Origin of the sequence: Sporosarcina sp. FSL K6-1508 (assembly GCF_038007465.1) — a bacterium.
Taxonomy (GTDB): Bacteria; Bacillota; Bacilli; order Bacillales_A; family Planococcaceae; genus Sporosarcina; species Sporosarcina psychrophila_B.
Map to the genome: position 1 here is coordinate 69,259 of NZ_JBBOXF010000001.1, position 24,922 is coordinate 94,180.

A 24,922-nucleotide genomic window follows, 5' to 3' on the forward strand; every position below is an offset into this window, starting at 1 on the left:
TTGAAATGTGATAGGTTAGATGACAAACCTGAGAGGATGATTGAAATGGCAGTGGTTGAAAGTTTTTTATTGGATCATACAAAAGTAAAAGCTCCTTATGTACGCTTAGCTGGTACGGAACAACACGAGAAAGGAAGCACTGTACAAAAATATGACTTACGGTTTTTGCAACCGAACGAAGATGCACTGCCTACTTCAGCCGTTCATACACTAGAGCATTTACTTGCGACGTATTTGCGAGACGAGCTGACGGGAATTGTCGATATCTCACCAATGGGATGCAGAACAGGATTTTACATGATCATCTGGGATGAACATGAACCCAAAGAAGTTGCCGCTGCTTTAACGACAGTGCTTGAGAAAGTAGTAACTACTGAACACGTTCCCGCTGTGTCTGCACTTGAATGTGGAAACTATAGAGATCATTCACTATTTGCTGCACAGGAATATGCAAAGTTGGTTCTTGAAGCAGGATTAAGTGATGACCCGTTCCGCGCTTAAGCGCAAATAAATTACGTCCATTATTGATTTTCACTTCATAGTTTAGTACCAAAAATAACAAAAGAGGTTGCCCCAAAGCTGAATTTGCAGGCAACCTCTTTAGTCTGGATTCTTTGCTCCCTATACATCATGAGTGTTACGCTTATGTCATGCCGCCTAATTCGGCAAACAAAGAGGAGGGCCATTATGACACAAGTAAAACAACAGGAAATTCACCTGGCTAACCGGCCAAAAGGAATGCCTTCAAAAGAAGATTTCAACTTTGTAGAGAGTCTAGTTCCCACACCAAAAAAGAACGAAGTTTTAGTACGGACACTGTATTTATCCGTTGATCCATACATGCGCGGAAGAATGCAGGACACAAAATCATATATTGCTCCATTTGAATTAAATAAGGTCATTGTTGGGGGTGTCGTCGCCGAAGTCGTTGAATCTCAATCAGACGCCTTCAAACAAGGTGATGTGGTCGTTGGGAATCTCAACTGGGCTGAATATACTATAGCCAGTGAGCAAGAAATCCGGAAAATCGATCCCAAATTAGCGCCTATTTCCACTCATTTAGGAATTCTCGGTATGCCTGGCTTAACAGCCTATTTTGGACTGCTGGACATCGGAAAACCGCAAGCTGGTGAAACGGTCGTCGTTTCCGGGGCTGCCGGGGCTGTTGGTTCTGCAGTTGGACAAATCGCAAAAATCAAAGGTGCCAAAGTAGTAGGCATTGCTGGCTCAGATGAAAAAATCGACTACTTACTAAACGAGCTTGGCTTTGACGCAGCTGTTAACTATAAAAAAGAAAGTTTCAGGGAAGACCTTAAAAATGCTGTGCCTAACGGAGTAGATGTGTATTTTGATAATGTCGGCGGCGACGTTTCAGATGCCGTTTTCACACTGTTAAACAGAAATGCCCGAATTCCATTATGCGGAGCAATTTCATCCTACAATGCCGAAGGAAAAGATTCAGGCCCCCGTATCCAATCAGCCATGATCAAGACAAGCGCCATGATGAAAGGCTTCACACTTGGCGATTATGCTGCTAACTTTAGTGTCGGAGCTGTGGACTTAGGTAAATGGCTACAACAAGGCAAATTGAAATACGAAGAAACAATTGTGGAAGGTTTTGAAAATATCCCCGAAGCATTTATTGGTTTATTTAAAGGAACGAACCTTGGTAAACAACTTGTAAGGGTTGCTAATCCTGAACACGCGAAGCTATAAAGGTTAATGTTATTAGGCATTAGAAAGATATACTAATGATAATTCCCACCCCAGAATAAAAATGAAAAAATCAGCCATTCTCCTACATGGCTGATTTTCTTTGTGACTAATAAACATTCCGAATTGTGTCCAAGTTGTAGTGGTGACAGGCACCACTACAAATACTTCCAGCTTTCTTTCATTCTCGAGTCAATACTGTTACATTGCTATAAAAACCGAAGATAGGGGTATACACTGGAAAAAGGTCATTTTTCTGGAGGAGTAGTTTATGAATAAGAAACGTTTATCCTGGGTGGATGTCACGAAAGGATTTTTAATGATTCTTGTAGTCATTGGACATTATCCGGAACAACTGGATTTTCCTCTTTCGAAGTATATCTATTGGTTTCATATGCCGGCATTTTTTATTTTGAGTGGTTTGTTTTTTAAGCCCGTAGTAGAAAAAGGCTTACTAAAAATTTCGATTCACAAACGTTTTATGCAACTGATTGTTCCCTATCTATTTTTCTTGGTAAGTATTACGCTGATCCGCTATGGCATAGAAATCGGTTCAGGCAATATAGATTTATCGTGGTATCTAAATGATTTGTGGACACTTGCCGTGGGCGGTCGTTTTGTACGTGGTGCTTATGGCGTCTTCTGGTTTGTGACAACATTATTCTTTACATATTTGTTCTTCTTATGGCTAACAAAGTACTTCAGCCGTACGAAACAGTTCGTGATTCTGGCGATTTTTTATATAATCGCCCACTTTGAAAGCATCATTGCAATGCATGTAATTGGCGGAAAGCCTTCTGAAGCTTCGCAAGCGATCCCGATGGTTTGGAACATCGATGTTGCACTCATGGCAGTCGTCTATTTTGCGCTCGGTTATTACATGAAGGATATTTGGCAGAATGTCACGAAACGCTGGATGATTACAGGAATGGTTGTCAGTGTAACAATGGTCTTTCTTGATAGCTGGAATGTAATTGACTATCGATTAAGCATGAAATTTTTACGTTACGATCATTTCATTCTAGATTTGGTCATCCCACTGTCATTCACACTCGTATTGGTAGGCGGATTTCAATTCATCACTTCCCGAATGTCGCTTAACTGGCTACAAAATGTAGAGAAACACTCACTCTCCATTATGTACTTGCATATTTTCACGGATATTTTGTTAAATGATTATTTCACATATGGCATTATTGGATTCACAGCATTCGGATTAGTCATTCCCATCATTGTTTCTATTATCATTCAAAAAATGGTACCAAACGGGAAACTTTTTCTTGGTGGATTCTCACCGAAAAAAACCACTACTACTCCAGCAATAAATTAGAAAAAGCTGAACTCCGTGACAGGGAGTTCAGCTTTTTTATAGGTTTTCCGAAAAATGGAGCCAGTCACAACTAACTTTCAGAATTGTTTCCGAATTGTAGTGGTGACTGTCACCCCACAATCATTTCCGTCTAAGAACGTCCATCCAAACCTTGTACCCTTCCCCATTTAAGTGAAGACCGTCAATTGTGAATGTCTCATCCAACTGTCCATTTTTATTCACAAAACTGGAATGCAAATCAATGTATTCAATTCCGTTTTCTTCAGCGATCCGTTGCAACACTTCGTTAAATTGATTTACTTTTTCATTCGATACCTCATTACCAAATAACTTGTTGTTTACTGGAAGGATGGATTGTATAAAGAGTTTACTGTTTTCACCTTCAAAAGATTTCACAATCGCAGTAATGTGTTTTTCCAAGTTCTTCCTATCGGTAGAGTAGCGAATATCGTTTACGCCAATCATGAGGTATGCCTCTTTTGAATTCCGTCCAACCACTTCCTTGATTCGATTCACTACTCCTTTTGAAACGTCGTTTCTGATTCCTCTATTTAATACAACCTCGTCAGGGAAGTATTCCTGAAACTCTCCGTAATCTGTAATACTGTCTCCAATGAATATTTTATGTACATCTTTCACGTCAGATTTTTCGAAGATACTTTTTTTCGTATAATAATAATCCGAAGTTCCTTTTCCAGAAGGTGTCGGTTGCATTTGTTTTTTAATAAAATCAATGCCGCCTATTTTATGCACCACAATACTTCCCCCTCCAATCAACAGGAGATTTAAAAATAAAGATATAAATAACAATGACTTAACCTTTTTCAAACCTTGCACTTCCTATTCTTCAACTGATTTTCTTATAGATCGAACGTATTACAATATATCTATACCCACATTTTCAACAAGTCATGTTTTTTCCATCTAACATTCCGAGTTCAATTTCCTCCGAAGACAGGCTCTTCTTCTAAGTTTTTTTGAATTGTAGTGGTGACTGTCACCCCATTTGACTTTGTCACATTTTTTCAACACAAAAACCGCTTACCTTCTTATCATAAAAGGCTTGCGGTTGATTGAACGATGCTGGAACGGCAATGGTTTATAAACGGAAAAGCCCGCGGTTATTCACTTAGCAGCAAAATTGCTTGTGTCCTGGAATTCACATTAAGTTTTTCATAGATGGAAGTTAAATAGACACGCACCGTTCCTTCTTTTAAAAAAAGTTGTTTCGCAATGTCACGGTTAGAAGCACCGCTTGCCAGCAATTGAATCACCTCTTGCTCGCGTGGCGTGAGTAAATCAAGAACATTATTCTTTCCTCTGCTTTCACTTAGCAAGTGTTCGACATAAGAAAGAGAAACGGTATCCCGTTGTCCAAGTAAACCTTGTCGATGTGATTTCAAATATCGCTTCAATAAAGGGATAATTGTCGGTTCATCGATAAACGTCCGCAAATAGCCATATGGTTCTCCTCGTACGATCGCTTCATGCAAGGCATACAATGCTTCGGCTTCATTCGATAACATTGAATAACAAAGCGCTTCGAGCACCGCTGATTCAATGATAGTTGTAACCTGCTCTTCCTCCAACGCTTGCATTTTCACACGGATGATCAACTGCAATGCGTCTTCCGGCTGCCCCTTTTCCAATAAAATGCGAGCGTCCACTAGAGAACGAAACGGGTTCTCCAGCGCCAAGCCTCTGTTGTTTTTCATCCTAGTTTTGGCAAGTTCATTTTCTGCTTGAACCACTTTATTCTCCCGCAAGAAAAACAATGCCTTCATAATATACAATGCATCTTTCCAATGTTGTGCATTCACTTTCTCCAGTTCATTATCCAACGCAGTATGGGCTTCCAGAAAATTCTTTTTCAAGGCATGAATTCGGCTTTCTAAAAAGGCCATCGGAATAAAAAGACCGGGATCTTGAAACCGATTCCTAAAGGACATCGCCTTCTTTTGTTCCTCAGATGCTTCCTCCAAACGATTCCATTCATATAGTTTTTCAGCGCGAATTCCACAACTGTATCCTGCCATATTGAAATTTTCAAACGCGTCCGTACGAAATCCATTAAAGTAAAACATTTCATTTTCATCCGGAAGTAGCTTCCCTTTGGAACAAATAGTTGTACGGAAAAGCGACGACTCCGTCTGGTTATACTGGGTTGCGATTGCATCCCATACTGAATCTTCGGGTTTAATCGAATCCAGCCTTTGTTTAATTAACTTCAAAGCTTGTCCCATATCTCCTGTTCTCAAAATAATGAGATAAGCTTTGACGCCAAGAAAATCGTAAACAGCTCCTGAATACTCTGCTTTCCCCATCCATTGATCCATTTTGTCTTGGGACTCCAAGTCAATAAGGATTCGATCCGCTCCTTCCAAGTTGTGTAAAGCTGCCAATGCAAATGCATACATCACCTTCATTTGCGGATTCACATCATAATAATTATCCAGCAACGTTCTGATCCAACGAACAAACACTGTGAAACGTTCAGCAGTTAGAACGTCGATGATATTGGCCATAATCCATTCTTCCGCACGTCCGTACATGTGACCGTTAAAAGCATGTTCGATTGCGCAAATGAAATCGCCTTTTTCGTAAAGAATTAGAGCTGCCTTTTCGTTCATCAATACAATAAAATCATCCGCATACCGATTTTTCAGCTCACTTCGCAATGTTTTGGTCAATAAATTATGGTAGCGGAATATGGGTTCTTTTTCGTGCAAGCGGATGATGAATAAACCCTTTTTTTCTAGCTCATGTAATCTTTCATGACTATCCGAACGACGTGTAAGTTTATCACAGATTTCAGGCGTTAATTGATCCAGTATTGACGTACAGAGGAGGAAAAAATGGCTGGATGGAGAAAGAGTTTCAAATACTTCCTTCATCAGAAACTCCGCCACAAAAGGATGACGGCCGTCAAATTGCGAAAAGTCCCCATCCCTTTCAGAATCGCTTGCCAACGAGAGACCCGCCAATTGCAGGCCTGCCGCCCACCCTTCTGTCACATCTACTACAGTTTGCAAATGATGTGCATGATCAAAAACTATATTCTGCTGTTCGTAGAATTCCTTTCCTTCTTCATAAGTGAGGCGAAGCTGCTCAATTCCGATTTCCGAGAGCCAAGATTTCTCACGCCATTTTGCAAAGGGCAATGGCAAATCCATCCGACTTGATAGACATACTTTCGTATTGCTCGGTAAATAATTCATAAACTGCTCCATCATCGCATGTATATTCGCATTCTCAATTAAATGATAGTCATCAATGATAATCTGGATGTTTCCTGGCAACAAACTGATTTCATTCAATAAGGAGTCTATTAACTTCTCGGAGGAAAAAGAAGACTGAGTATGGAACCTAGACAGTATGCTCGAGGCTGTTGAACACCGAAAACTAGCAAACACTGTATACGCTACGTACTCCCAAAAACGAAGGGGGTCATTATCTGTCACATCAACGGTGAACCATGCAATGGGTCCCTCATGTTGTATTGCCCATTGACTGAGCATAGTCGTCTTTCCATAACCCGCCGGAGCGCGAACAAACAGAAGTTTCGACCGACTTCCCCGTTGCAAAAGTTGTGTTAACCGCTCTCTTTCCACTATCTTCCCCGTATTCATGGGTAACGTTATTTTTGACGTAAGCAAAACCCCTTGCAAGATTTTCACCTCCTTCTCAATATCATCTCTGGCAAGCGCTTTTTAGTATCCTATCATTTGATGACTTTTGAACGATCCGGCCATTCCCATTTATTCGCCAGCAAAACCGCTTTTGTTCGTGAATCGACGCCTAGTTTACTATATACTTTCGATAAATAGACACGCACAGTTCCTTCTGATAAAAACAATTGACTGGCAATCTCACTATTTGAAGCTCCTCTTACCAATAATTGCAATACATCCCGCTCTCGCGGTGTAAGCATCTCTAGCAAGGGGTTCTGGACGCTATCACCCACTTCCTCCGCCGTCAATCGTTCCACATAATTGATCGGAACGGAATCCCACTCCGCATGAATCCCCTGTTGCCGTAGCTTTACATACTCTTTCAGTAAAGGTAAAACGCGTATTTCATTAAGGAATGTCCTTACATACCCGTATGGCGCTCCTTCTTTTAAAGCTTCATGCAACGCTGTCAATGCTGCTTCTTTGTCGGATAAATCCAGTTGGCACATTGCCTCAAGTACCCCAGCCTCTACGATTGTAGATATTTGCCGTTCTAGCAATGCTTTTTCTTTCACTCGTCCAACAACTTCCAGTGCTTCTTTTGACTGCGCTTTAGCCAATAAAATACGTGTCTGTATTAACAACCAAAACTCTTGACCTGATTCAACTCTTTGATTATGTATTGCAGTTGATTGATAGAGTTCCAGTTCTGCTCGCAATGAATCCCCTTCGAGTAAATAGCAGTACGCTTTCATCGTGCGTAATGTACTAATCCAATAGCTTTCCTTTACAGTATCTATTGCATAATCCAATAAGGCATGCGCCTCAATAAATTGTCCTTTTGTAGCGTAAATTCTTCCCTTCAGCAAGTACATCGGGACGATTAGACTAGGATCTTTAAAGCGATGACCGTATCGTAAGGCCTCTTCCAATACAATCGATGCTTCATATACACAATCTTTTTCGTATAAAGCCTCTGCCTGAACCGCATAGCTAAAACCCGTCATATTTTGCTCATTGAATTCGCTTTCCCGAAATAGGTCAAGAAAAGGCAGGACTTCTTTCACAGCCCATAGTTTACCCTTCGAACCGAGGCTCGTCCGAAGCGTTTGTGGTTCGAACTGATTATATTGCATCGGAATATCGTCCCACCTAGAAATTACCCGGCCGATTTTCATTTGACTTAGGATAATACCTATTGCACGTTCAATATCCTCACAATTTGCAATCAAAACAAATGCTTTTACTGTCTCTAAAATATAGGCCATGCCTTGATAGTCATCTTTTTGTTTCCATTGTTCATGCACTTGTCTGCACTCCAACTCCTCTATGAGTTGTTTGGCTTCTTCTATTGCATATATGTTTGTAAATGTAATGACGTTCATGATTAGCGTCTCTACATTCACCGGATAATCCGCATCTCGCAATTGTTGCACCCACCGCATGAATGTCGTTGTTTGGCCTGATAAAAAGACTTCGAGAATATGAGCTGTAATCCATCTATCTGCAACTTCATACAATTTCCCCGTTAGAGCAAGTTCAATCGCGGAAATAAAATCGCCTTGCTCCCGCAAAAGAATGGCTGTTTTCTTATAATTCAACGAAATTTCTTGATCTGAATAGTGGTTTTTCATTTCTATTTGCAAAGCATCCGCAAATAAATGATGGTAACGAAAAATGGGCTCACTCGCATGAAGACGCGTGATGAATAGACCACTTCTCTCAAGCTCAAGCAAGACATTTTCACTATCCGTTCGATTTGTGAGAGTATTACAAATTCCTGGTTCAAGTTGATTCACTAGCGAAGTGCGGATAAGAAAGTCTTGTGTAGATAGGGGAAGCGATGCGAGGATTTCCTGAGCGAGAAACTCAATTAAAAACGGATGTGCACTGGAAACCAGGTCACTATTCCATCCATCCGCTACAGTCATGCTCCCCGAAAGGCTCGTCAATTGAATGCCAGCCGCCCATCCCTCTGTCGTATCCAATACTTGTTGAACCGTTGCAACATCCCTGAGCATAAGCCCTCGTTTAGTATAGAAACGTTCCACTTCCTCATAAGTGAAGCGTAGCTGCTCCATGCCAATTTCTGTAATCCAACCTTTAACACGCCACTTGGCAATTGGGAGCGGCAATTTGGTTCGGCTAGTCATATACACCCGTACATTGCTTGGTAAATAGGTGATAAACCGGTCCAGCATATCATGAATCGATTGGTTGTCAATTAAATGATAATCCTCAATAACAATACGCAGTATTCCTGGAATGGAGCCAATTTCATTCAAAAATGAGTCTATCAATAATTCGATTGGGGAGTGACTATTAGATAAGGGAAATTGTGTTGTATCCGTTTCACTCATAAATGTTTCAGAAACGGTATAGATGACGTATTTCCAAAAGCGTATGGGATCATTATCAATGGCATCGACGGATAGCCAAGCAACTGGCTCATAGGATTGACCAAACCATTGACTAAGTATGGTTGTCTTACCATAACCTGCCGGCGCACGTACAATCGTTAATCTATTGGAACCGGCATATCGAAGTAAATCGGCCAATCGCTCACGCTCCACAGCTTCTGCAGCAACACGTGGAATTGCTGTTTTAGAATTCAAACTCGTCATTTGCACAGTCATAGCCCCTTTTCGCCTTTTCTATATGCATCAATACTTCTACATTCTATTTGCATTCTCCTTTAATTTCAGGTTAATTTTACAGTTTTTTCATTTTTAGTAGTGAAAATGGTATGCCATTATCTTTCCATACATTGAATTACGTCAACTATAAAAACCCCCTAAAGTTTTTAAAAAACTCAAGAGGATTTGGTGTTTAGTCAAGTTAGATAATTACCCACTAGTATGTTCTTTATCTCAATAGATTTAGATTATCCAATTCTCGTTCTGCTAATAGAGGAACTAAATTGTCAAAAATATGCGTATCATCATTATAAACTGCATACCCCCCCGTATATTTTGAGCCCCGTAATTTGAATTGACTCATCCTACTATATAACTTTTGGGCCAATTCCAACTCATGTAGTTCTAAGCTGTATAAGATCAACCAGCCATAGACTGCAGGTGATTCATAATCTACCAGCTTTCCCCCAGAAAACCGATCATATCGTCCATAGATAGCTCCATGCAGTTCTATTTCTTCCTTGATAAAATCCAAAAATGCTGTCGTTGAATACCTTTTCTTTCCACGATATAATGCCACCAGTGATTGGTCCACCATGTTAATTTCTGAATCGAAAAGATACACGTCTTTCTCTACATCATATGCTTTCGGATAATAGAAACCATCTAGTGGGGCATTTTTCAGTATGGCAAGCATTTTCTCATAGATGGCTTTATCGATCAATCCTCTTTGATTAAGCTTTGCCAACGAATCCGGTTCGATATAGGATAATGTGATATATTGGCTGGTCCCTTCATCCTTGACATAATAATCGGTTAAGCTACTTTCACTTTGATTGAATGCAGTCAAGTAGCTACTAATTCGGACGGCGGCTTTTTCATAGCGTGGTTCATTCCACTTTTCACTCGCGTCGAACAAAGCACCGCATATTCGCAAATCATCAACAAGGGCATTTGCAAAAACCTTATTCTCACCCGCCTCAGTCAATTTCCAACGGACAAAGCCATCGTTTTCGAGAAAGTAATTAGTAAGTTGCTGATAAGCATGTTCAAATTGTACTTCATCTTCCTTTAAGAGGGCATAGTGCATCCATATTCCTAATGACTCAGATAATGCTTCTCTTCCTTTTACGAGATCACTATCCTCCTCGTCCCCCGCCTTCATATATGTTGCGAGCGTTCCGTTATCATTTGTTAACCATTTTTCAATAAATGCTTCCGTGGTGAATGCATCCGACTTTTTCACTTTTTTCTCATAAAGTATAGAGAAAAACCCACTACACAAAATGAGGCCTGCAATAAGGAAATACCTGTATCTCATTTTGAAAGACCTATATCTAAATTTATTCGACCACATCTTTCAGAAGCTTTTTGGAGTAGTCCGTCAGGATTGATTAATTCGATAACTTCTTGTGCCGAATCAGCACCCTCCCAGTCGACGTCCCTAGTTCCCAAAATGGTTGATACATTTATTTCTTCTGGTTTCATCCCAAAGATCTGCATAATTTTCAACATTTTACTGACTCCTTTTCTTCTTATCAATGACTTATCTCATCAAAATGAAACGTTAACTAGCGAAAGACTCCACGTGGATTCCGTACTAAGATGCTTGCTGAAATCGCTTTGTTTTATACCATTTCACTTCTTGTTTAAACACTAAACGCTTAATTTCCAAAATTGATGAATACACAACGAGGAAAATCCACAATTGGGAATACGTGAAGTACATGAATAACACCGTCAAAAAGTTTTTCATTGTCAACTGCTTTTTTTCCAGACTCAATGCCAAGCAGACCTCTGTCACAAAAAGGAGAAAGCCAACAATTAACAGCACATACGATACAACTCCTATTTTCAGTTCCAAATCATAAAATAGGTTTACAACAAAGATAGCATGTGAAAGCAAAACCCCTCCAAAAAATAATAAGTACGTAAACAAGAAATAAAATAGGTCAATAAATACTTTTTTATTTTTTAATTTGTGCAGCTTAAACAAGTATTTGAAAATAACATATAGATTACCTCTTGCCCACCTTGTTCTTTGCCTCCACCATACGCGCAAATTTTCCGGTTCCTGTTCCCACGTAATCGCTGAAGGAAAAAAACGGATGTAATATCCCAAATCGTAAACTCTCATGCTTAACTCCGTATCCTCAGATAGTGCCTTTTCATCCCAGCCATTTAATTTCTCAAGAATCGATCTTCTTATTGCGAAATTCGTTCCAGGAATTGTAGTCATCTTAAACCAGAACCAACGTCCAGCTTGTGCCAACCACTGAAAAGTTAATGTTTCGATATTGATTAACCTTGTTAGTACATTCTTATTCGCATTGACCACTCGGAATTTACCGACAATCGCTCCTGCCTTTTCATCTTTTTGTAAGCCCAGCGCGAGATAGTAAATCGCATCAGGTTCAGGCATGTTGTCCGCATCGTATACGGCAATTATTTCACCTGTCGACCGTTTTAACCCTTGATTGAGTGCTCCCGATTTCCCTTTACCTGCATTCGGCGGCTTGGTATTCACTACTTGGATAAAAGAAAATTGTCTTGCATACTCCTCAACAATGACCCCTGTGCGATCGCTCGAGTTATCATTAATGACGATGACTTCCAATTTATCTTTCGGATAATTAAGCCGGATCATTGATTTTAGGGTATTCTCAATTACAACTTCTTCATTATGTGCCGGAATCAGAATACTGACTGTCGGTAAATCCTCTACCTCTTTCAACAATCCTTTTTCAAACTGCTTATACTTTAATGAATGAAAATACCCTCCTACCATAAGAAAGGCATGGTAGAACAACATTGTCCAGATTAAAAATAGTGACAGATATAACAGTAGATTTATCAATTAGATTATCCCTCCACTTTTACTTTTCTAGTTGACATAAACACGGTAAATCCAATAAACATTATGACGGCCATACCGCCGACAACAGCTATTATCCAAACGATGACTTCAATAAAACGTTGAAAATGATACGCGGAAAAATCAATAGATGATAACAACAATCCACTGCGGCTGACATTCGTAATGGTCACTCCATCAGCTGTGTGAATATCTACATTCTCTGCCTTTACCCACACATCCATTTGCTTTAAATCAATCCATGAAATTCCCGGCAATTTCTCCATTTCTGCGATTAATTCTTTAAATCGTTCTACACCTAAATAAGGATGATAAAAAGCACTTAGCATTCCGTCTTTTGTGAGTTGATAATTTGCAGCTTGATCCATCATTTTTTGTAACGCTTTGGTATATTCAGGTTGTATGTAGCCCATCGTTTCCGGTAGTAACTGCATGCCATTTAGAAAAGAGGGATGCGTCATATATGGAGTCGAGCCCATGATTTCCCAATCCTTATCACTTAACTGGACCTGACCAACGTAAGTGGAAAAGTGTTCTGATAAAATCTTGTATCCATTTTGCGACATGGTATAATGCGGAGCTTCGAAAGCTAAAGGATACAAGCCAAAGTTCGTTAATTCTTGAATGCCTTTCGTTACTTTTAATCGGATATAATCGCTTTCAAAAGCAACCAATTTTTTCATATACTGCTCATACTGAGCTAGCGTCGCAAATTCACTCTCTGTTTTTAAAACGAATTTTTCTCCTACATCTGCGTAGATGGGTGTATTGCTTTTCACATCCCAAAATTCAAAGCCTTCCCCCGTTTCACTCTCTCGATATTGATGCGTATAGCCATGCAGAACAATACTTCCTCCATTTTTCTGTGCCTCTTTCAACACCTTCAATAATTTCGGTGAATCTGAAAAGTTATACTTTTTTCCCGTTTCAGGATTTGTATACATAGGAATGATAGCCATCATAAAAGGAATGTTTTTCTCCTTCAGAATGTCCGTGATTTCCTTCATATTTTGAGGATCGACTAATGGATGAATATCTTCAAGTCGGATGTACGCGGGATGTGTGGCTTCGTGATCTGATTGAAAAACTTCATGAAATAGTTCCCCGATTATCACTAACTTCGGAGATGATAAATCATCCAAAGCAAAATAATATTTATTGTTATTTTTCACCGCAATCGGATAGGATTTCGCTTCATTGGTCATCTTGCCTTGCATTAAAACTTCGCTTCCTTTAGCTACCTCAATGTCAATTGCATACTCTGCAGTTATCGACTGTTTCTTGGCTGTATTATTCACTTGAAACAATTGATCAATCTTCACTTCATGCAATGGGTTGATAAATGAAAACGCATCACCTAGATGTTCGGAATTATAACCAAAGGCGACAAAGTATCCGGTAAAGTCATCAAATAATTCATGATAGGAAGCCGGGAGCTTCTCGGCAACATGCCCATAGTAAATTAAATGGGTGACTCCTTGAAGATCTTTTTTCTTTATTGCATCACTTCTTTTGACAGTGATGTCTGTCGTAAAGTGACCGATTAACATATCTAAATTCCGGGTGTATTCATTGATTTCATCACCTTCTGATGTGTAAATCACCAATACTTTAGGCTCCTGCGTGGCAGCTAGTATTGCTGCTGAAAACGAAATTAACGTGCAGAAAGTGATGAACACCAGTAATCTAAATAAAGTTTTGTTCATTTCCCATGTTTTCATCAATGCATCATCCACTCCTCTCCTATAATTTCCACTTTAAAAATAGACAATTTCAGTCATCTTCTGTGTTGTTTTCCAACACATTCGTATTAAAAAAAATATCCCCTAATGGTTCATTTAAAAAGTCCGATATTTTCTTCATTGTGTTGGCACTCGGGAAGTAAGCACCATTTTCGATTTTCGATAAAGCCGTGCGTCCAATTCCAATCTGTTTAGCCATATCCGTTTGCTTAATACGCTTGATTTTACGAAGTTTTTTAATATTATTTGCTAGCAATGATACTCTCTCTCCTTCCCATAAGTTCATTAATTTCTTTTCAATTGATTTATATACTCTATTGTTTCTTTCTCAAATCCGCCCATCCTCCATAGTGCGATTTTAAAATAACCAGACTGATTCGCAATTTCAATCCACTTAGCTAACGTAATGTCATCTGCATACCAAACGATATGCCTTTGATTATTTTCATCTAAGTACTCGAAATAGACACTGCCGCTTGCCTCATCACGGATTGGTGAATTCGAACTCTTCTTAGAACGCGTTACTGCTTCTTTCTCCGTTACAGCACCAACTTCACCCGTGTCAGCCCAATCAAACCCTCCCGTTGCGAAGGCAATGATTGATTCACCAGGCAAATTATCCATTTTCTGTGTAACCTCTTTAATAAATGTAGCATTTGCTTTTGGACCGGGTCCTGAATGCATCCCGTAAATATTATAGGCCATCATTACATAAGTAGGCCCTTCAGGTAAACGCAATTGTTCAATTGGCGTTCTAGGTTCTAAGATGATTCGAAGTGTTTTCCCCATCTTTTCTAGCGACAGATATAGCTCCTCATAAAAAGCACAGACAGATTCCCAGTCTTCAGAATTGATATTCTCGTAGTCAATTTCTACACCCTGGAAATCGAACTTGGAAACCGTCTCGATAATATCAGCGATATGTGCAAGACGACTTTCGGGCGTTGCCATCAATCTCGTGAGTAGTAGGGCATCTTTTTGAGTCACTGTCCCATTCTCTTCAAATCGGTCGTTTACAATTGTCAAATCGACATTCATAACGCTATTTTCCGCAGAGACTTCCATAATCTCTGGAATTGCTTCCAAGTTGTCAGTACTGTAAAACAGTTGATCCGTACTAGAAAAGTAAGTTGCAAAAACTTGTATACTAGTTAGTCCTTGCGTCAGCTGCTTAAAGTCATCAAGACCAGACCCCCACTGCCAATCCGTAATCCACGTTGACAATTCCAATTCATTTCCATTATATTCCTTTTCCTTGTTCACACAACCCCAGATACCAGCGAGTGAAACAGCGATACCTATAACGAGTAAACTGCGATAAGTTAGCACTTTTTTCTTCGCCACTCTGAAACACCCTCCTTTCAGCCCATTTTCAAAACTTATCAATCACCCAATTTCCAGTTAAATTGATAGAGGCTTTTATCATGCCAAATACCTTTTGAAAACCATCCGCTGAGTTGCTAAACAAGACCACTTCTTCATTGCGTTGATTCTCAACGGATGTGACAATTACGTTATCGAATACCCCATCGTAGATGTCATCTTTCATATTTTGTTGATGGTAAGCCGACTCAAGTGCTATACCGCCCATTGCTATCTCATCACTGACATTCTGATCTGCAACCAATAATTCGTTATCAAGCCAGACATTAAGTTTATCGTCTTGAACAGAGATTTCGACCTGCCTCGTTGCTTTACTGGCAATTGGATAGTTGTCTTTAGAGGGGCGATCTACTGCTGTTATTTGCGCTTTTGTATAGACTGTCGCTTGGTCAAACGCCAAATCTTCCGTTCTCCTTACAATTGCATCTAATTTGTATGTGCCAAGTAAATGATTCGCCTGTCCAGGTCGCTTTTCTTCAACAAGAATCTTATTGTTCTCAAGTGCAATGCGCAAATAAGAGTTCCGCACTTGGTCATATCGGAGATAGATAGCTTGCTTCCCCACCACATTTCCGGATAGCGAGGATACTATTTTTACATCTTGATAATGCTCGCTATTTGATAAATACAACTTCCCTTCTTTTGCAGGTTCGGAAGTCAGGACGATTCGATTGTCATTAAACTCCGATGCTCCGCTCAGTTGCTGCCAATGAGACGCACGATTTTCATCACCAATTATAAATTCCATCTTTTCTTTCGTATCTTTTTGTATTTTCATCAATAAATGGTTGGTGGACCAATAGGTGGCCGGCTGAATTCTCGTCAAGTTATACAAGCCAGCGCCTTGCTCGTTATAAGCATTTCCCTCTAAATTAAAATGCATCGCAAATGTTTGCTGGATTTCCTGATCGTTGACGTCTGAAACCAACTCATTTGCCGCCCCGTAGAGAGCATTCGCATGCATGATCATATACACATCTGGGACAAATCCAAGTTGTTCCTCATAAATATCTTTCATTAATTGATAATCTTCTTTTATACGCGTTTCCATTTCTTCTTTATTTTCCAGCGGAATCATATTATGATCCCTTATGAAGTCCATCGAATAATGATTATAAAATTCAATTTCTTCTTTACTCGACAATTCATTTTCATCCCTTACGCCAATGTAATTTCCATCTCTATCAAAAATATTAATATAAGTGAGGCGATTTCCATTGCTGCCCATTTCCCAGTAACCGCCTTTTTTCATCTGTAACAAATCTTTAGGCTGCAGAAACTTATGATCACTGATGCCCATCTTATTGGCATAGGATAGGAAAGTTGCTTTGTAATTATATTTTTTAAGAAGCGGATGTGTAAATATGCTGGAATCATTACGTCCATCTTCAAAGGATAGGAATAGGGCTTTTTTCGGTAAAGGCTTCCCACGTTCATAAAAATTAAGAATATCTTGTTGTGAAATGGTTTCATACCCTTGGTCAACTAATGCTTTCAGCTGCTTATCCAATTCCTTTTTAGCAATCAGTTTGGAAGTACCTTGACGATCAACACCAAAATATGACAATGCAATAAAACCATTCGTATTGTTCCAATGTGCCCTATCCGGCTCATCGTATTTTTTTATGTCCACAAAATTGCCCATAACCAATACACCGACAATGAGAATAATCGAAAATTGAATACATACTTTCCCTATTTTCCAACGATCCTTCTTCTTATGATTAAGGACTAGATTATCTTTTTTCCTGAACATCTATATCACCTCCAATTCAAGAATCTCTCATTGTCTGGAATTTAAAGCAATTGAGTTCTTTTTTTGTTTTTTCACCAACTTCTTATTCCTCGCTTCGACGTCTTGGGGTGTATCTCTCGTCCCCCATGTCGATTTCCAAAAAGTCACCCATGCGATAGGCATCTGCCACAGCAGGACGAGTTCATAAAACGCACAGAACACAAAACCGAACACCCACAGTTTACTTTTTCTAAAGAATAGATAAGACAAACTCATGAGCAACGCCATTAGTAATAACCCCATCATGAACGTTGTAGGAATTACTCCATAAACAATCGGAACGTATAGCATGTTGTAAAGTACGATGATAGGAGCTGCGATTGGAACGATGAGACCAATGTAGAAGAAGAATGCCATGAATAGTTCCTTTCTCCATATGAAAGTCCCTGCTCGAAGTGACTCCCTTAACCAAGATCGTTTCCAACGCATTTGTTGTTTCAAAAATACACCAATACGTGAGGGGACAATTGTGGAACAAACAGCTTTATCCTGATAACCTGTTCGATGTGTTTTCAAGATATAGTTTGTCATACTTCGATCATCTCCAAAGGTTGCAGGCTGTCCCAAAAATTTCTGATTCAGCCACGCATCTGTATGTTTAACAATCAACTCTTTTCGATAGCAGGATAATGGGCCTGACAAACAAGTCACACAGTCAAAGTAGGATTCAGCCGCTTTCATCACTCGAAAAGCGATATAGTAGCGTACGGTCTGTAACTTTGTTATGAAGTTTGTGTATTTGTTCTCAACGTCAGTACGTCCTGCAACTCCACCCATTTTTGGATCTTGAAATGGTTGAACCAGGTTTATTATTGCATTCGGTTCTAAAAAACTATCCGAATCTACAAATACAACAAGATCATGTTGTGCCATTTCGACCCCTTGTACTAAAGCAACTCGCTTGCCGCCATTCTCTTTCAAAACGTGTACATGTAAGCGGTCTTTAGTCAGATAATGTTCCGCTTCTTTATTCAGCCCTTCAACTGCTTTATAAATTTGTTCAACTGTTCGATCTGTTGATTGATCATCCACCACAATGACCTCCAGCTTATCAATTGGATAATCTTGATTCATGCAGCTAATGATTGTCCTTTGAATCCATTCTTCTTCATTAAAACAAGGAATAATGATTGAAACACCTGGCGTATAATCTGGGTTTATCTTAACGTTTCGATAAAATGCCCCAAATAGATACCTTGTCAATAGGAAGGAAGCTGCCAAAAGACTGTACAGATAGAGGACCTTATTGTATTTAAAATAGATAACACTTTCGACACGCATTAGAATGATGAATAGTATGGCCATTAACAATAATGTACTGGCAATCAGAGTCGTGTAGCCCCATCTTTTTTTTTGTAAGTAATCAGTTAAGGGCTTTACGAATGTAAAAGCAACCACCCACATCTCTTGCCCATCGTGTTGGTGTTGACATTCTCTATCGACAATCGCTTCTATCTTCACCGAGGATTCCATTCCTTCTGGCATCGTGCCGGGAGGTATTTCAAACCGCAGTTCAACCGTATCGCCTACATTGAAAAGATTCGCGGTAGGATTGAATTCAACCAATAAGCCCGTTGATGAAATATCAATCGACTTCACTTTCGTGCCCTGTCGTTTTTTTAACCCTTTCGCTATTACTAACACGTCAAAATCGCACGCATACCGTAAACCAAGCTTTCTTAATTGATTGACCTCATTTGAGTCTCTTTGATCATTCGAATCCGTTCGTCTTTCTCCTCCTCTTGATTCATCTAGCAGACCATGTTTTTTTAGATTTGGCATATTAGATAAAAGTCGTCCGTCATCTAGGGGAACAGTTACTACTTCTTTTATCTCCTTTTCCAACAACACTTTTTCTCCCCCCTTCACTTACAAACTCCAGTAATAAAAATCTCTTTCTTCAAATTCTCGTCTTTCGTATATGCCCTTAATATCAAACAATACTTTCTTTTCATTTGAACAGTACATGTTTGCAAAATCGGTCACATCCATCTCAACAAACTGCTTATGAGGAACCGCTACTGCAATGGCATTCATATTATTTAAAGCAGATAAGGGCGATAACTCAATCCCATGCTCCTTATATACCTGAGCTACGTCTACAAGCGGATCTACAATTATCAGGGTTATACCGTATTCCTTTAGTTCTTGAATAATATCGATCACTTTTGTATTACGGAAGTCCGGACAATCTTCTTTAAATGCCAGACCCAAAATTCCAATCCTCGCATTCTTCAGTTCATGACTTTGCTGGACAAGTGATTTGATAATATGCTGCGCAACGTATTTTCCCATGCCATCATTAATATGTCGTCCGGCTAACATAATTTTCGAACGATATCCACAGTCCTCTGCTTTAAATGTTAAATAATATGGGTCGATACCAATACAATGCCCACCTACAAGCCCCGGCGTGAAATTTAGAAAGTTCCACTTTGTTCCTGCCGCTTTAAGAACAGCTTTCGTATCAATTTTCATATGATTAAAAAGCATGGAGAGTTCGTTCATAAATGCGATATTAATATCCCGCTGTGCATTCTCAATTACTTTTGCAGCCTCTGCCACTTTAATACATTCAGCCCTATATACCCCAGCTTCAATAATCAGTTCGTATATTTGCGCAACAAATTGCAATGTCTCCTCGTCATTACCTGATACGACTTTCACAATATTCTCGAGTCGATGAACCTTGTCTCCCGGATTAATACGTTCAGGTGAATAGCCAACTTTAAAATCGACACCGTATGTTAAGCCTGACTCCTCTTCCAATACTGGAATACAAATGTCTTCAGTGACACCTGGATAGACCGTCGACTCATAGACAATGACTGCTCCCGGTGTCAATTTTCTGCCCACAATGCGACTAGCATGTTGAACAAATTTTAAGTCTGGTACATTTCCACATTGAATCGGCGTCGGTACTGCAATGATAAAAAACTTGATATCTGTCAACTGTTGTTCATTTGCCGTGAATTCTATTGTGCAATCCCGAATGATGGCATCCCCGATATCCCCGGTCATATCCACACCTTCTTGATACCGGTCGATTTTGTTCTGGTCAACATCAAATCCGACAACTTTCACTTTCTTTGCAAAAGCAATAGCCACGGGTAATCCTACATATCCAAGTCCAATAACAGCAATTTTTTGTTGATGCTCAACGATGTCTTCATATAATTTGTCTATCATTCTACCCATCCCCACTATCTAGTTGGTCTCTAACTCCATCAATTCAGACATCTTCAAAAATGAATAGCCTTCTCTTTTTAACCCTTCAATCAATAGCGGCAAAGCCTCAATCGTATGTGTTTCATCAAGGATATGAAGGACAATAACACTTCCAGGTTTCTTTCGGCTCATAACCCTCTGTACAATATCTTCTGCCTGATTGCTGACATTCCAATCGAAAGAAGTAAGATCGTACAGTCCAACCGCTGGATAACCGACAGCCGCAACAATTTTTGCGGTTTCCTCATCAATTGCACCCGTTGCCGGTCTAAATAACAGCGTGGGTTGCTGCTGTATCGCTTCCGTCAAAACCTCGTGGCTTTTCACTAAATCTTCCTGCATTTCTTGCGGTGTCATCGTCATGACGACTTGATGGCTATAGGAATGACTCGCAACTTCATGACCTTCCTCAAAAATAGCCCGCGCTAGGTTCGGATTTTTTTCCACGCCTTTCCCAATTAAAAAGAACGTCGACTTCACCTCATATTCCGCCAAAATAGCCAAAATTTCTGTAACGGTTTTATCACTGGCCCAGTCGTCAAATGTTAATGCAATCACTTTTTCATCTGTGGTTGCTTTGTGGAAAAGATTTGGCACTTTTTGATGATAATTCATGTCGATCTTAATAGCGTCAAACCCAGCTATTTCATTTAACGGCTTTCTTTCACTGCCATTTGCTATCAATTCATGAAGAGGTACAAATGTGTAGTTAATTTCCTCTGCAGCCTTTGAAATGTATTCAATAGATGCAACCACTTCAGGATTAATATCTGTATTTAATGAAATGATCGCCCCCCGTGTGATATATCTTTTTACATAGTCCCCAATACTTTTCGCATCCTTCATATCTCGATCTTTAGGATTGATGCTGTAATGAATGACCGCATCCATACCTAGTTGTGCAGCAATTAAACGGATATCGTTTGTATAGTCACCTGATTTCGTTCGCAAATAACGAGGCGACACACCTGTCTCTCTTTCTATCACTTCGTTGCTTAACTGGATTTCTTTGTAAACCTGTTCGTAACTCATATCACTTAAGTCCAGTTGATTCAACGTATTACTTTCAATTTCATGACCTCTCGCTAAAATCATTTTTGCAATCTTTGGTTCTTCCGCCACGCGTATTCCCGGGAGGAAAAAGGTTGCCTTTATTTCATGGTGCCTATCAAGTGCGTCCAATAATTCGCTGATTGTTTCCATATCCCCCATGCCATTGAAGGTCAGAGCCAACTCCTTTCTTGTTGTGTAAACGTATGAAAATACATCGCGCATCTTACCTGTGTACCGAGCAACATCCTCAAAAGATTGAACTGATTCATACTTACCTTCGCCATATTCCTTTTGACTCGCAAATCTCCCACACCCTGAAATTGTGGCAAGCCCAATAATCAAAATCAGGCATTTGTAAAGCTTCCCTCTTGTAATGCCCATTCCCCTCACCTGCACTTTCCTTTTCCGGAGTATGAAAAGCGTGAGACTCTCATACAAATGAACGTAGCCTAGGCACAGTTTCATATCGGAATTTTATACTTTCTATCCTTTTAAACCTAATTACTTGTGTTGTTTAACAAAACATTTTAATTAAAAAAATGGCGCATTATGGCTGAATTAAAGGGATTTTTTATTTTGGCTCCCACAAATACTACAGCATACATTTCCTTTCCAATATTTTTGTTTCGCTACACAACACATATTAGCCCCCCTTGTTCTTTCTGTCAACACAATTATTTCTCTTATCTGATTCCGATTGTTTTATGGGACGTATATCAGGTTCTTTTGTAAGTCAGAATAGTGCACAAAGCTTCTCTATTCGCCAAGATTTCTTCATTCTTTCAGCGATTCTCTATTATTTGTTACATTTATGGGCTATTATAAAGACAAGTGATTTACTAGGAAAGAAGAGACACCCTTTTTTCGGCAGCGCGGACATTACTTCAGTCCTACTATGTTTTAAGAGGTTTTTCATATAACTCATAAGAGCAATTGCGCAATCGTCTAGTATAATGAAAGTAAGTCTAAGCTCGCTGCAATTTACGGCAATAAAGAGGGATGTAGTTTAAACCCTTCTCGCTATGTGGCCCACTTCCTATAAGTAAGCGCTGGAGTCTAGTTAAGAACTATCCCCTTTCACAGGTTTTTACAATAAGAGATTTTATATTTTGCTTAAACTAAACAAAAAGCACAAAGTTCATAGACTGGGATGTGAAAATAAATGAATGCCTTTGGAATCCAGATTCGCAAATTACGTGAACAAAAAAAAATGACATTACGCTATTTAGCTGAACGCTCAAACTTAAGTTATTCTTTTATCGCATCGCTGGAAAAGGGCAGGTACAACCCATCAAGAGAGTCCGTCTATTCCCTCGCAACCCCTTTGGAGGCGGATGTAAATGAACTTTTAATACTTGCTGGATTTCTTCCAGAACAAACTGAAGCCATAAAAAAACATTATTCAACAAGCGCTAATAAGAGTGAGGAACCATTTGAGTTGGAAACTATCTTAAAAATGCACGTTACCTTTCAAGGTAATAAACTTCACGAGTCTGATAAAGTCGCGCTCACTGCTTTCCTAAAAACAATATTAGGCTTAAAAGAACGAAGCTAAGATTTCCCTTTCAACTTCTCAACTAATTTAGCTACTTTCTATTTTAGTCCGTAAAGAGTCGCAATCATTTATCTGAATACTAACATTCCTCAATAGTCAGGCTAACCGCATTCCTATATGATATAGGCAGATGCGGTTTTATTATTTTAAAGGAGACAAGTGGAATTCCCTTTCTATTTTTACAATCAATTTCCTGTAATTGTACTAATTGGCTCACAAAAATATTAAACGGGGTGACAGAAATTAAAGCGTATATGTTGAATAAACACCATATTTTTTTAGATTATAAAGAGTTATCATCTATTATTTATGACATTCTTCACTTCTCCCATGTACATGTCCAAAATGACTGCCATACATTTTCAATCAATATAGGCCATATCCATTATGAGAAAATGATGTTTATAGACGATAATGGGGAAAAAATCCCTTTACGGTATGAGCCTGACTATGATCTTTACTTTTCAAACCTGCAACTTTCCACAGTAGAACTAGCACTGGAATCAGAAGTAGTCTGCTAGTTCACTGGATGCCATTGCCGTTATAAATGAACACTGGACTATGTGTACCTAGCTTGGTACACATAGTGTAGGAATCTACCGACATGCAATAGTAGGCATCAGGATTTTATTGTTTAGTTAACTTCAAACCCGTAGTTCAATACGTTTGCTTTCACTTTAAAGCTTCTGCCCCGAGTATTCCATCATCCCATATGGTACAATCTGTATATGAAAAAACTCCTTATTTTGACCATTCTACTAGGTATTTTATTCTTTTCTTCCGGGCAAACGCCTGAGCAGCAATCGCTCATTCCGACACTGGAAAAGTGGCTGCCCGGGGAGCCGCTTAAATCATCCCTGTCTAATTTGCACGTGCCTTATTGGGGCAAAATGATTTCAATTGAGGAGCGGGGTTATTATCCCTTTGTTGAATTCCTTCTCAGAAAAGGCGCTCATTTCTTTACGTTTGGTTTTATCGCATCCGTCATCTACTTGATGTTGCCTACACATACGTTTCGTCTACTGAACGCCACCTGGATTACGCTTTTACTGGCCATCGGGGATGAATATCATCAGTCGTTGACAAGCGGAAGAACACCCACTCTTCAAGACGTTCTGCTCGATATGACAGGAGCTATTACATTCCTCCTCCTCTTAAGGCTGTTTTTATTGACGAAACGTCCCAAAAAAGCAAGAAAACGCTAAGATGTGCACAGCGGATTCTTGCTTTTTGGCGGAAGGACGGGCGTAGGACGAGGGTGACAGTCACCTAGACAATTCTGACACAATTTGAAATCTCCTGTTATTGAGCAAATGATAGCTCCCCTTACTTTTCTTTATTAGCATACATATTTTCTGTACTGTGGCTATAAAGTTCTATAATATTCCCATAGGGATCTTCGCAATAGACTAAATAATAGGGCTTCCCTTTCCATGTATTCCATATTTCACTTCGTCTTTTTCCGCCTGTAGCCGCAATTTCTTCAGCTAGTTTTTCGATATCATCCGCTATTAAGCAAATATGAAAATAGCCTCCATAATCATTCGGTTTGTTATTTCTCATTTTCGGTTCCTGAAATTCAAAAAGTTCTATTCCTACTTGGTTATCTGATGTCATATGAGCATTCCGCATTTTCTTGATCTGTTCGCCTAGTAAGTCATTTGTCATATTATGTTTCTTCTCATCTTTTGCTTGAAATGAATAGGGTCCTGCTATTAATTTAAATCCCAATACTTTTCCGTACCAGTTAATAGCAGACTCCAAGTCAGGTACAACTAAACCAATATGTGTAATTGCTACCATGTGAATCCCTCCTGCATTATAACTTCCCTTTGCAGATTAGCGGCAAACAATTTCGTGGATGCACTTACACCCCCATCACGAAAACGAGAATCCAAAATAATTAGGCTAGTTGTACAATCAACTTAGCCACCTAAATTC

20 protein-coding genes are annotated in these 24,922 nt (G+C 39.4%); 6 read left to right on the forward strand and 14 right to left on the reverse strand.

The genetic code is table 11. The features are described 5' to 3' along the window. The first annotated feature begins 45 nt into the window (after window positions 1-45). The 3 genes from MKZ11_RS00295 to MKZ11_RS00305 all read left to right on the forward strand — a co-directional run bounded on the left by MKZ11_RS00295 (window position 46) and on the right by MKZ11_RS00305 (window position 3,043). A complete protein-coding gene (locus MKZ11_RS00295) occupies window positions 46-501 on the forward strand; it encodes an S-ribosylhomocysteine lyase (protein WP_340796868.1) in 456 nt (151 codons plus the stop codon). A 186-nt stretch (window positions 502-687) separates the two neighbouring features. Continuing rightward, window positions 688-1,716, forward strand: a complete 1,029-nt coding sequence (locus MKZ11_RS00300; protein ID WP_340792086.1) for an NADP-dependent oxidoreductase — start codon at window positions 688-690, stop codon at window positions 1,714-1,716. A 268-nt stretch (window positions 1,717-1,984) separates the two neighbouring features. Continuing rightward, window positions 1,985-3,043: an acyltransferase family protein gene (locus tag MKZ11_RS00305; RefSeq protein ID WP_340792087.1), complete on the forward strand. Its 1,059-nt coding sequence runs from the start codon at window positions 1,985-1,987 to the stop codon at window positions 3,041-3,043. Between the two features lie 120 nt (window positions 3,044-3,163). On the opposite strand, the gene MKZ11_RS00310 is transcribed toward MKZ11_RS00305, so the two are convergent. The 13 genes from MKZ11_RS00310 to MKZ11_RS00370 form a co-directional block, all read right to left on the reverse strand. Then, window positions 3,164-3,799 carry a GDSL-type esterase/lipase family protein gene (locus MKZ11_RS00310; RefSeq protein WP_340792088.1) on the reverse strand — a complete coding sequence of 212 codons (636 nt, stop codon included), beginning with the start codon at window positions 3,797-3,799 and terminating at the stop codon, window positions 3,164-3,166. A 365-nt stretch (window positions 3,800-4,164) separates the two neighbouring features. After that, the gene (locus MKZ11_RS00315; RefSeq protein ID WP_340792089.1) at window positions 4,165-6,711 is read right to left on the reverse strand and encodes a LuxR C-terminal-related transcriptional regulator; all 2,547 of its coding nucleotides are present in this window, start codon (window positions 6,709-6,711) and stop codon (window positions 4,165-4,167) included. A 53-nt stretch (window positions 6,712-6,764) separates the two neighbouring features. Then, the gene (locus tag MKZ11_RS00320) at window positions 6,765-9,350 is read right to left on the reverse strand and encodes a LuxR C-terminal-related transcriptional regulator (protein WP_340792090.1); all 2,586 of its coding nucleotides are present in this window, start codon (window positions 9,348-9,350) and stop codon (window positions 6,765-6,767) included. Window positions 9,351-9,579: 229 nt separating this feature from the next. Next, a complete protein-coding gene (locus MKZ11_RS00325) occupies window positions 9,580-10,671 on the reverse strand; it encodes a glycosyl hydrolase (protein WP_340792091.1) in 1,092 nt (363 codons plus the stop codon). Next, window positions 10,668-10,865, reverse strand: coding sequence for a hypothetical protein (locus MKZ11_RS00330; RefSeq protein WP_340792092.1), 198 nt, complete (start codon window positions 10,863-10,865; stop codon window positions 10,668-10,670). Before MKZ11_RS00330 ends, MKZ11_RS00325 begins: the two co-directional genes overlap by 4 nt. Window positions 10,866-10,950: 85 nt before the next feature. After that, a complete protein-coding gene (locus MKZ11_RS00335) occupies window positions 10,951-12,207 on the reverse strand; it encodes a glycosyltransferase family 2 protein (protein WP_340792093.1) in 1,257 nt (418 codons plus the stop codon). A gap of 5 nt (window positions 12,208-12,212) precedes the next feature. Continuing rightward, a complete protein-coding gene (locus MKZ11_RS00340) occupies window positions 12,213-13,946 on the reverse strand; it encodes a polysaccharide deacetylase family protein (RefSeq protein WP_340796869.1) in 1,734 nt (577 codons plus the stop codon). A 52-nt stretch (window positions 13,947-13,998) separates the two neighbouring features. Continuing rightward, window positions 13,999-14,223: a helix-turn-helix transcriptional regulator gene (locus MKZ11_RS00345; protein ID WP_340792094.1), complete on the reverse strand. Its 225-nt coding sequence runs from the start codon at window positions 14,221-14,223 to the stop codon at window positions 13,999-14,001. Between the two features lie 29 nt (window positions 14,224-14,252). Continuing rightward, window positions 14,253-15,311, reverse strand: a complete 1,059-nt coding sequence (locus tag MKZ11_RS00350) for a glycosyl hydrolase family 18 protein (RefSeq protein WP_340792095.1) — start codon at window positions 15,309-15,311, stop codon at window positions 14,253-14,255. Between the two features lie 28 nt (window positions 15,312-15,339). Beyond that, window positions 15,340-17,106, reverse strand: coding sequence for a polysaccharide deacetylase family protein (locus MKZ11_RS00355; protein ID WP_340792096.1), 1,767 nt, complete (start codon window positions 17,104-17,106; stop codon window positions 15,340-15,342). Window positions 17,107-17,133: 27 nt separating this feature from the next. Continuing rightward, entirely contained in the window at window positions 17,134-18,927 is a 1,794-nt protein-coding gene (locus tag MKZ11_RS00360) for a glycosyltransferase family 2 protein (protein WP_340796870.1), read from the reverse strand. Window positions 18,928-19,014: 87 nt separating this feature from the next. After that, window positions 19,015-20,334, reverse strand: coding sequence for a nucleotide sugar dehydrogenase (locus MKZ11_RS00365; protein ID WP_340792097.1), 1,320 nt, complete (start codon window positions 20,332-20,334; stop codon window positions 19,015-19,017). A gap of 18 nt (window positions 20,335-20,352) precedes the next feature. After that, window positions 20,353-21,807, reverse strand: a complete 1,455-nt coding sequence (locus tag MKZ11_RS00370) for a polysaccharide deacetylase family protein (RefSeq protein WP_340792098.1) — start codon at window positions 21,805-21,807, stop codon at window positions 20,353-20,355. A gap of 781 nt (window positions 21,808-22,588) precedes the next feature. On the opposite strand from MKZ11_RS00370, the gene MKZ11_RS00375 reads away from it, so the two are divergent. The 3 genes from MKZ11_RS00375 (at window position 22,589) to MKZ11_RS00385 (ending at window position 24,186) form a co-directional block, all read left to right on the forward strand. Beyond that, window positions 22,589-22,981, forward strand: a complete 393-nt coding sequence (locus MKZ11_RS00375; RefSeq protein ID WP_340792099.1) for a helix-turn-helix domain-containing protein — start codon at window positions 22,589-22,591, stop codon at window positions 22,979-22,981. A gap of 233 nt (window positions 22,982-23,214) precedes the next feature. Then, window positions 23,215-23,502, forward strand: coding sequence for a hypothetical protein (locus tag MKZ11_RS00380; protein ID WP_340792100.1), 288 nt, complete (start codon window positions 23,215-23,217; stop codon window positions 23,500-23,502). A 207-nt stretch (window positions 23,503-23,709) separates the two neighbouring features. Further along, a complete protein-coding gene (locus tag MKZ11_RS00385) occupies window positions 23,710-24,186 on the forward strand; it encodes a VanZ family protein (RefSeq protein WP_340792101.1) in 477 nt (158 codons plus the stop codon). A gap of 121 nt (window positions 24,187-24,307) precedes the next feature. Here MKZ11_RS00385 and MKZ11_RS00390 read toward each other — a convergent pair whose 3' ends face one another. Continuing rightward, the gene (locus MKZ11_RS00390; RefSeq protein ID WP_340792102.1) at window positions 24,308-24,784 is read right to left on the reverse strand and encodes a VOC family protein; all 477 of its coding nucleotides are present in this window, start codon (window positions 24,782-24,784) and stop codon (window positions 24,308-24,310) included. Window positions 24,785-24,922: the final 138 nt, after the last annotated feature.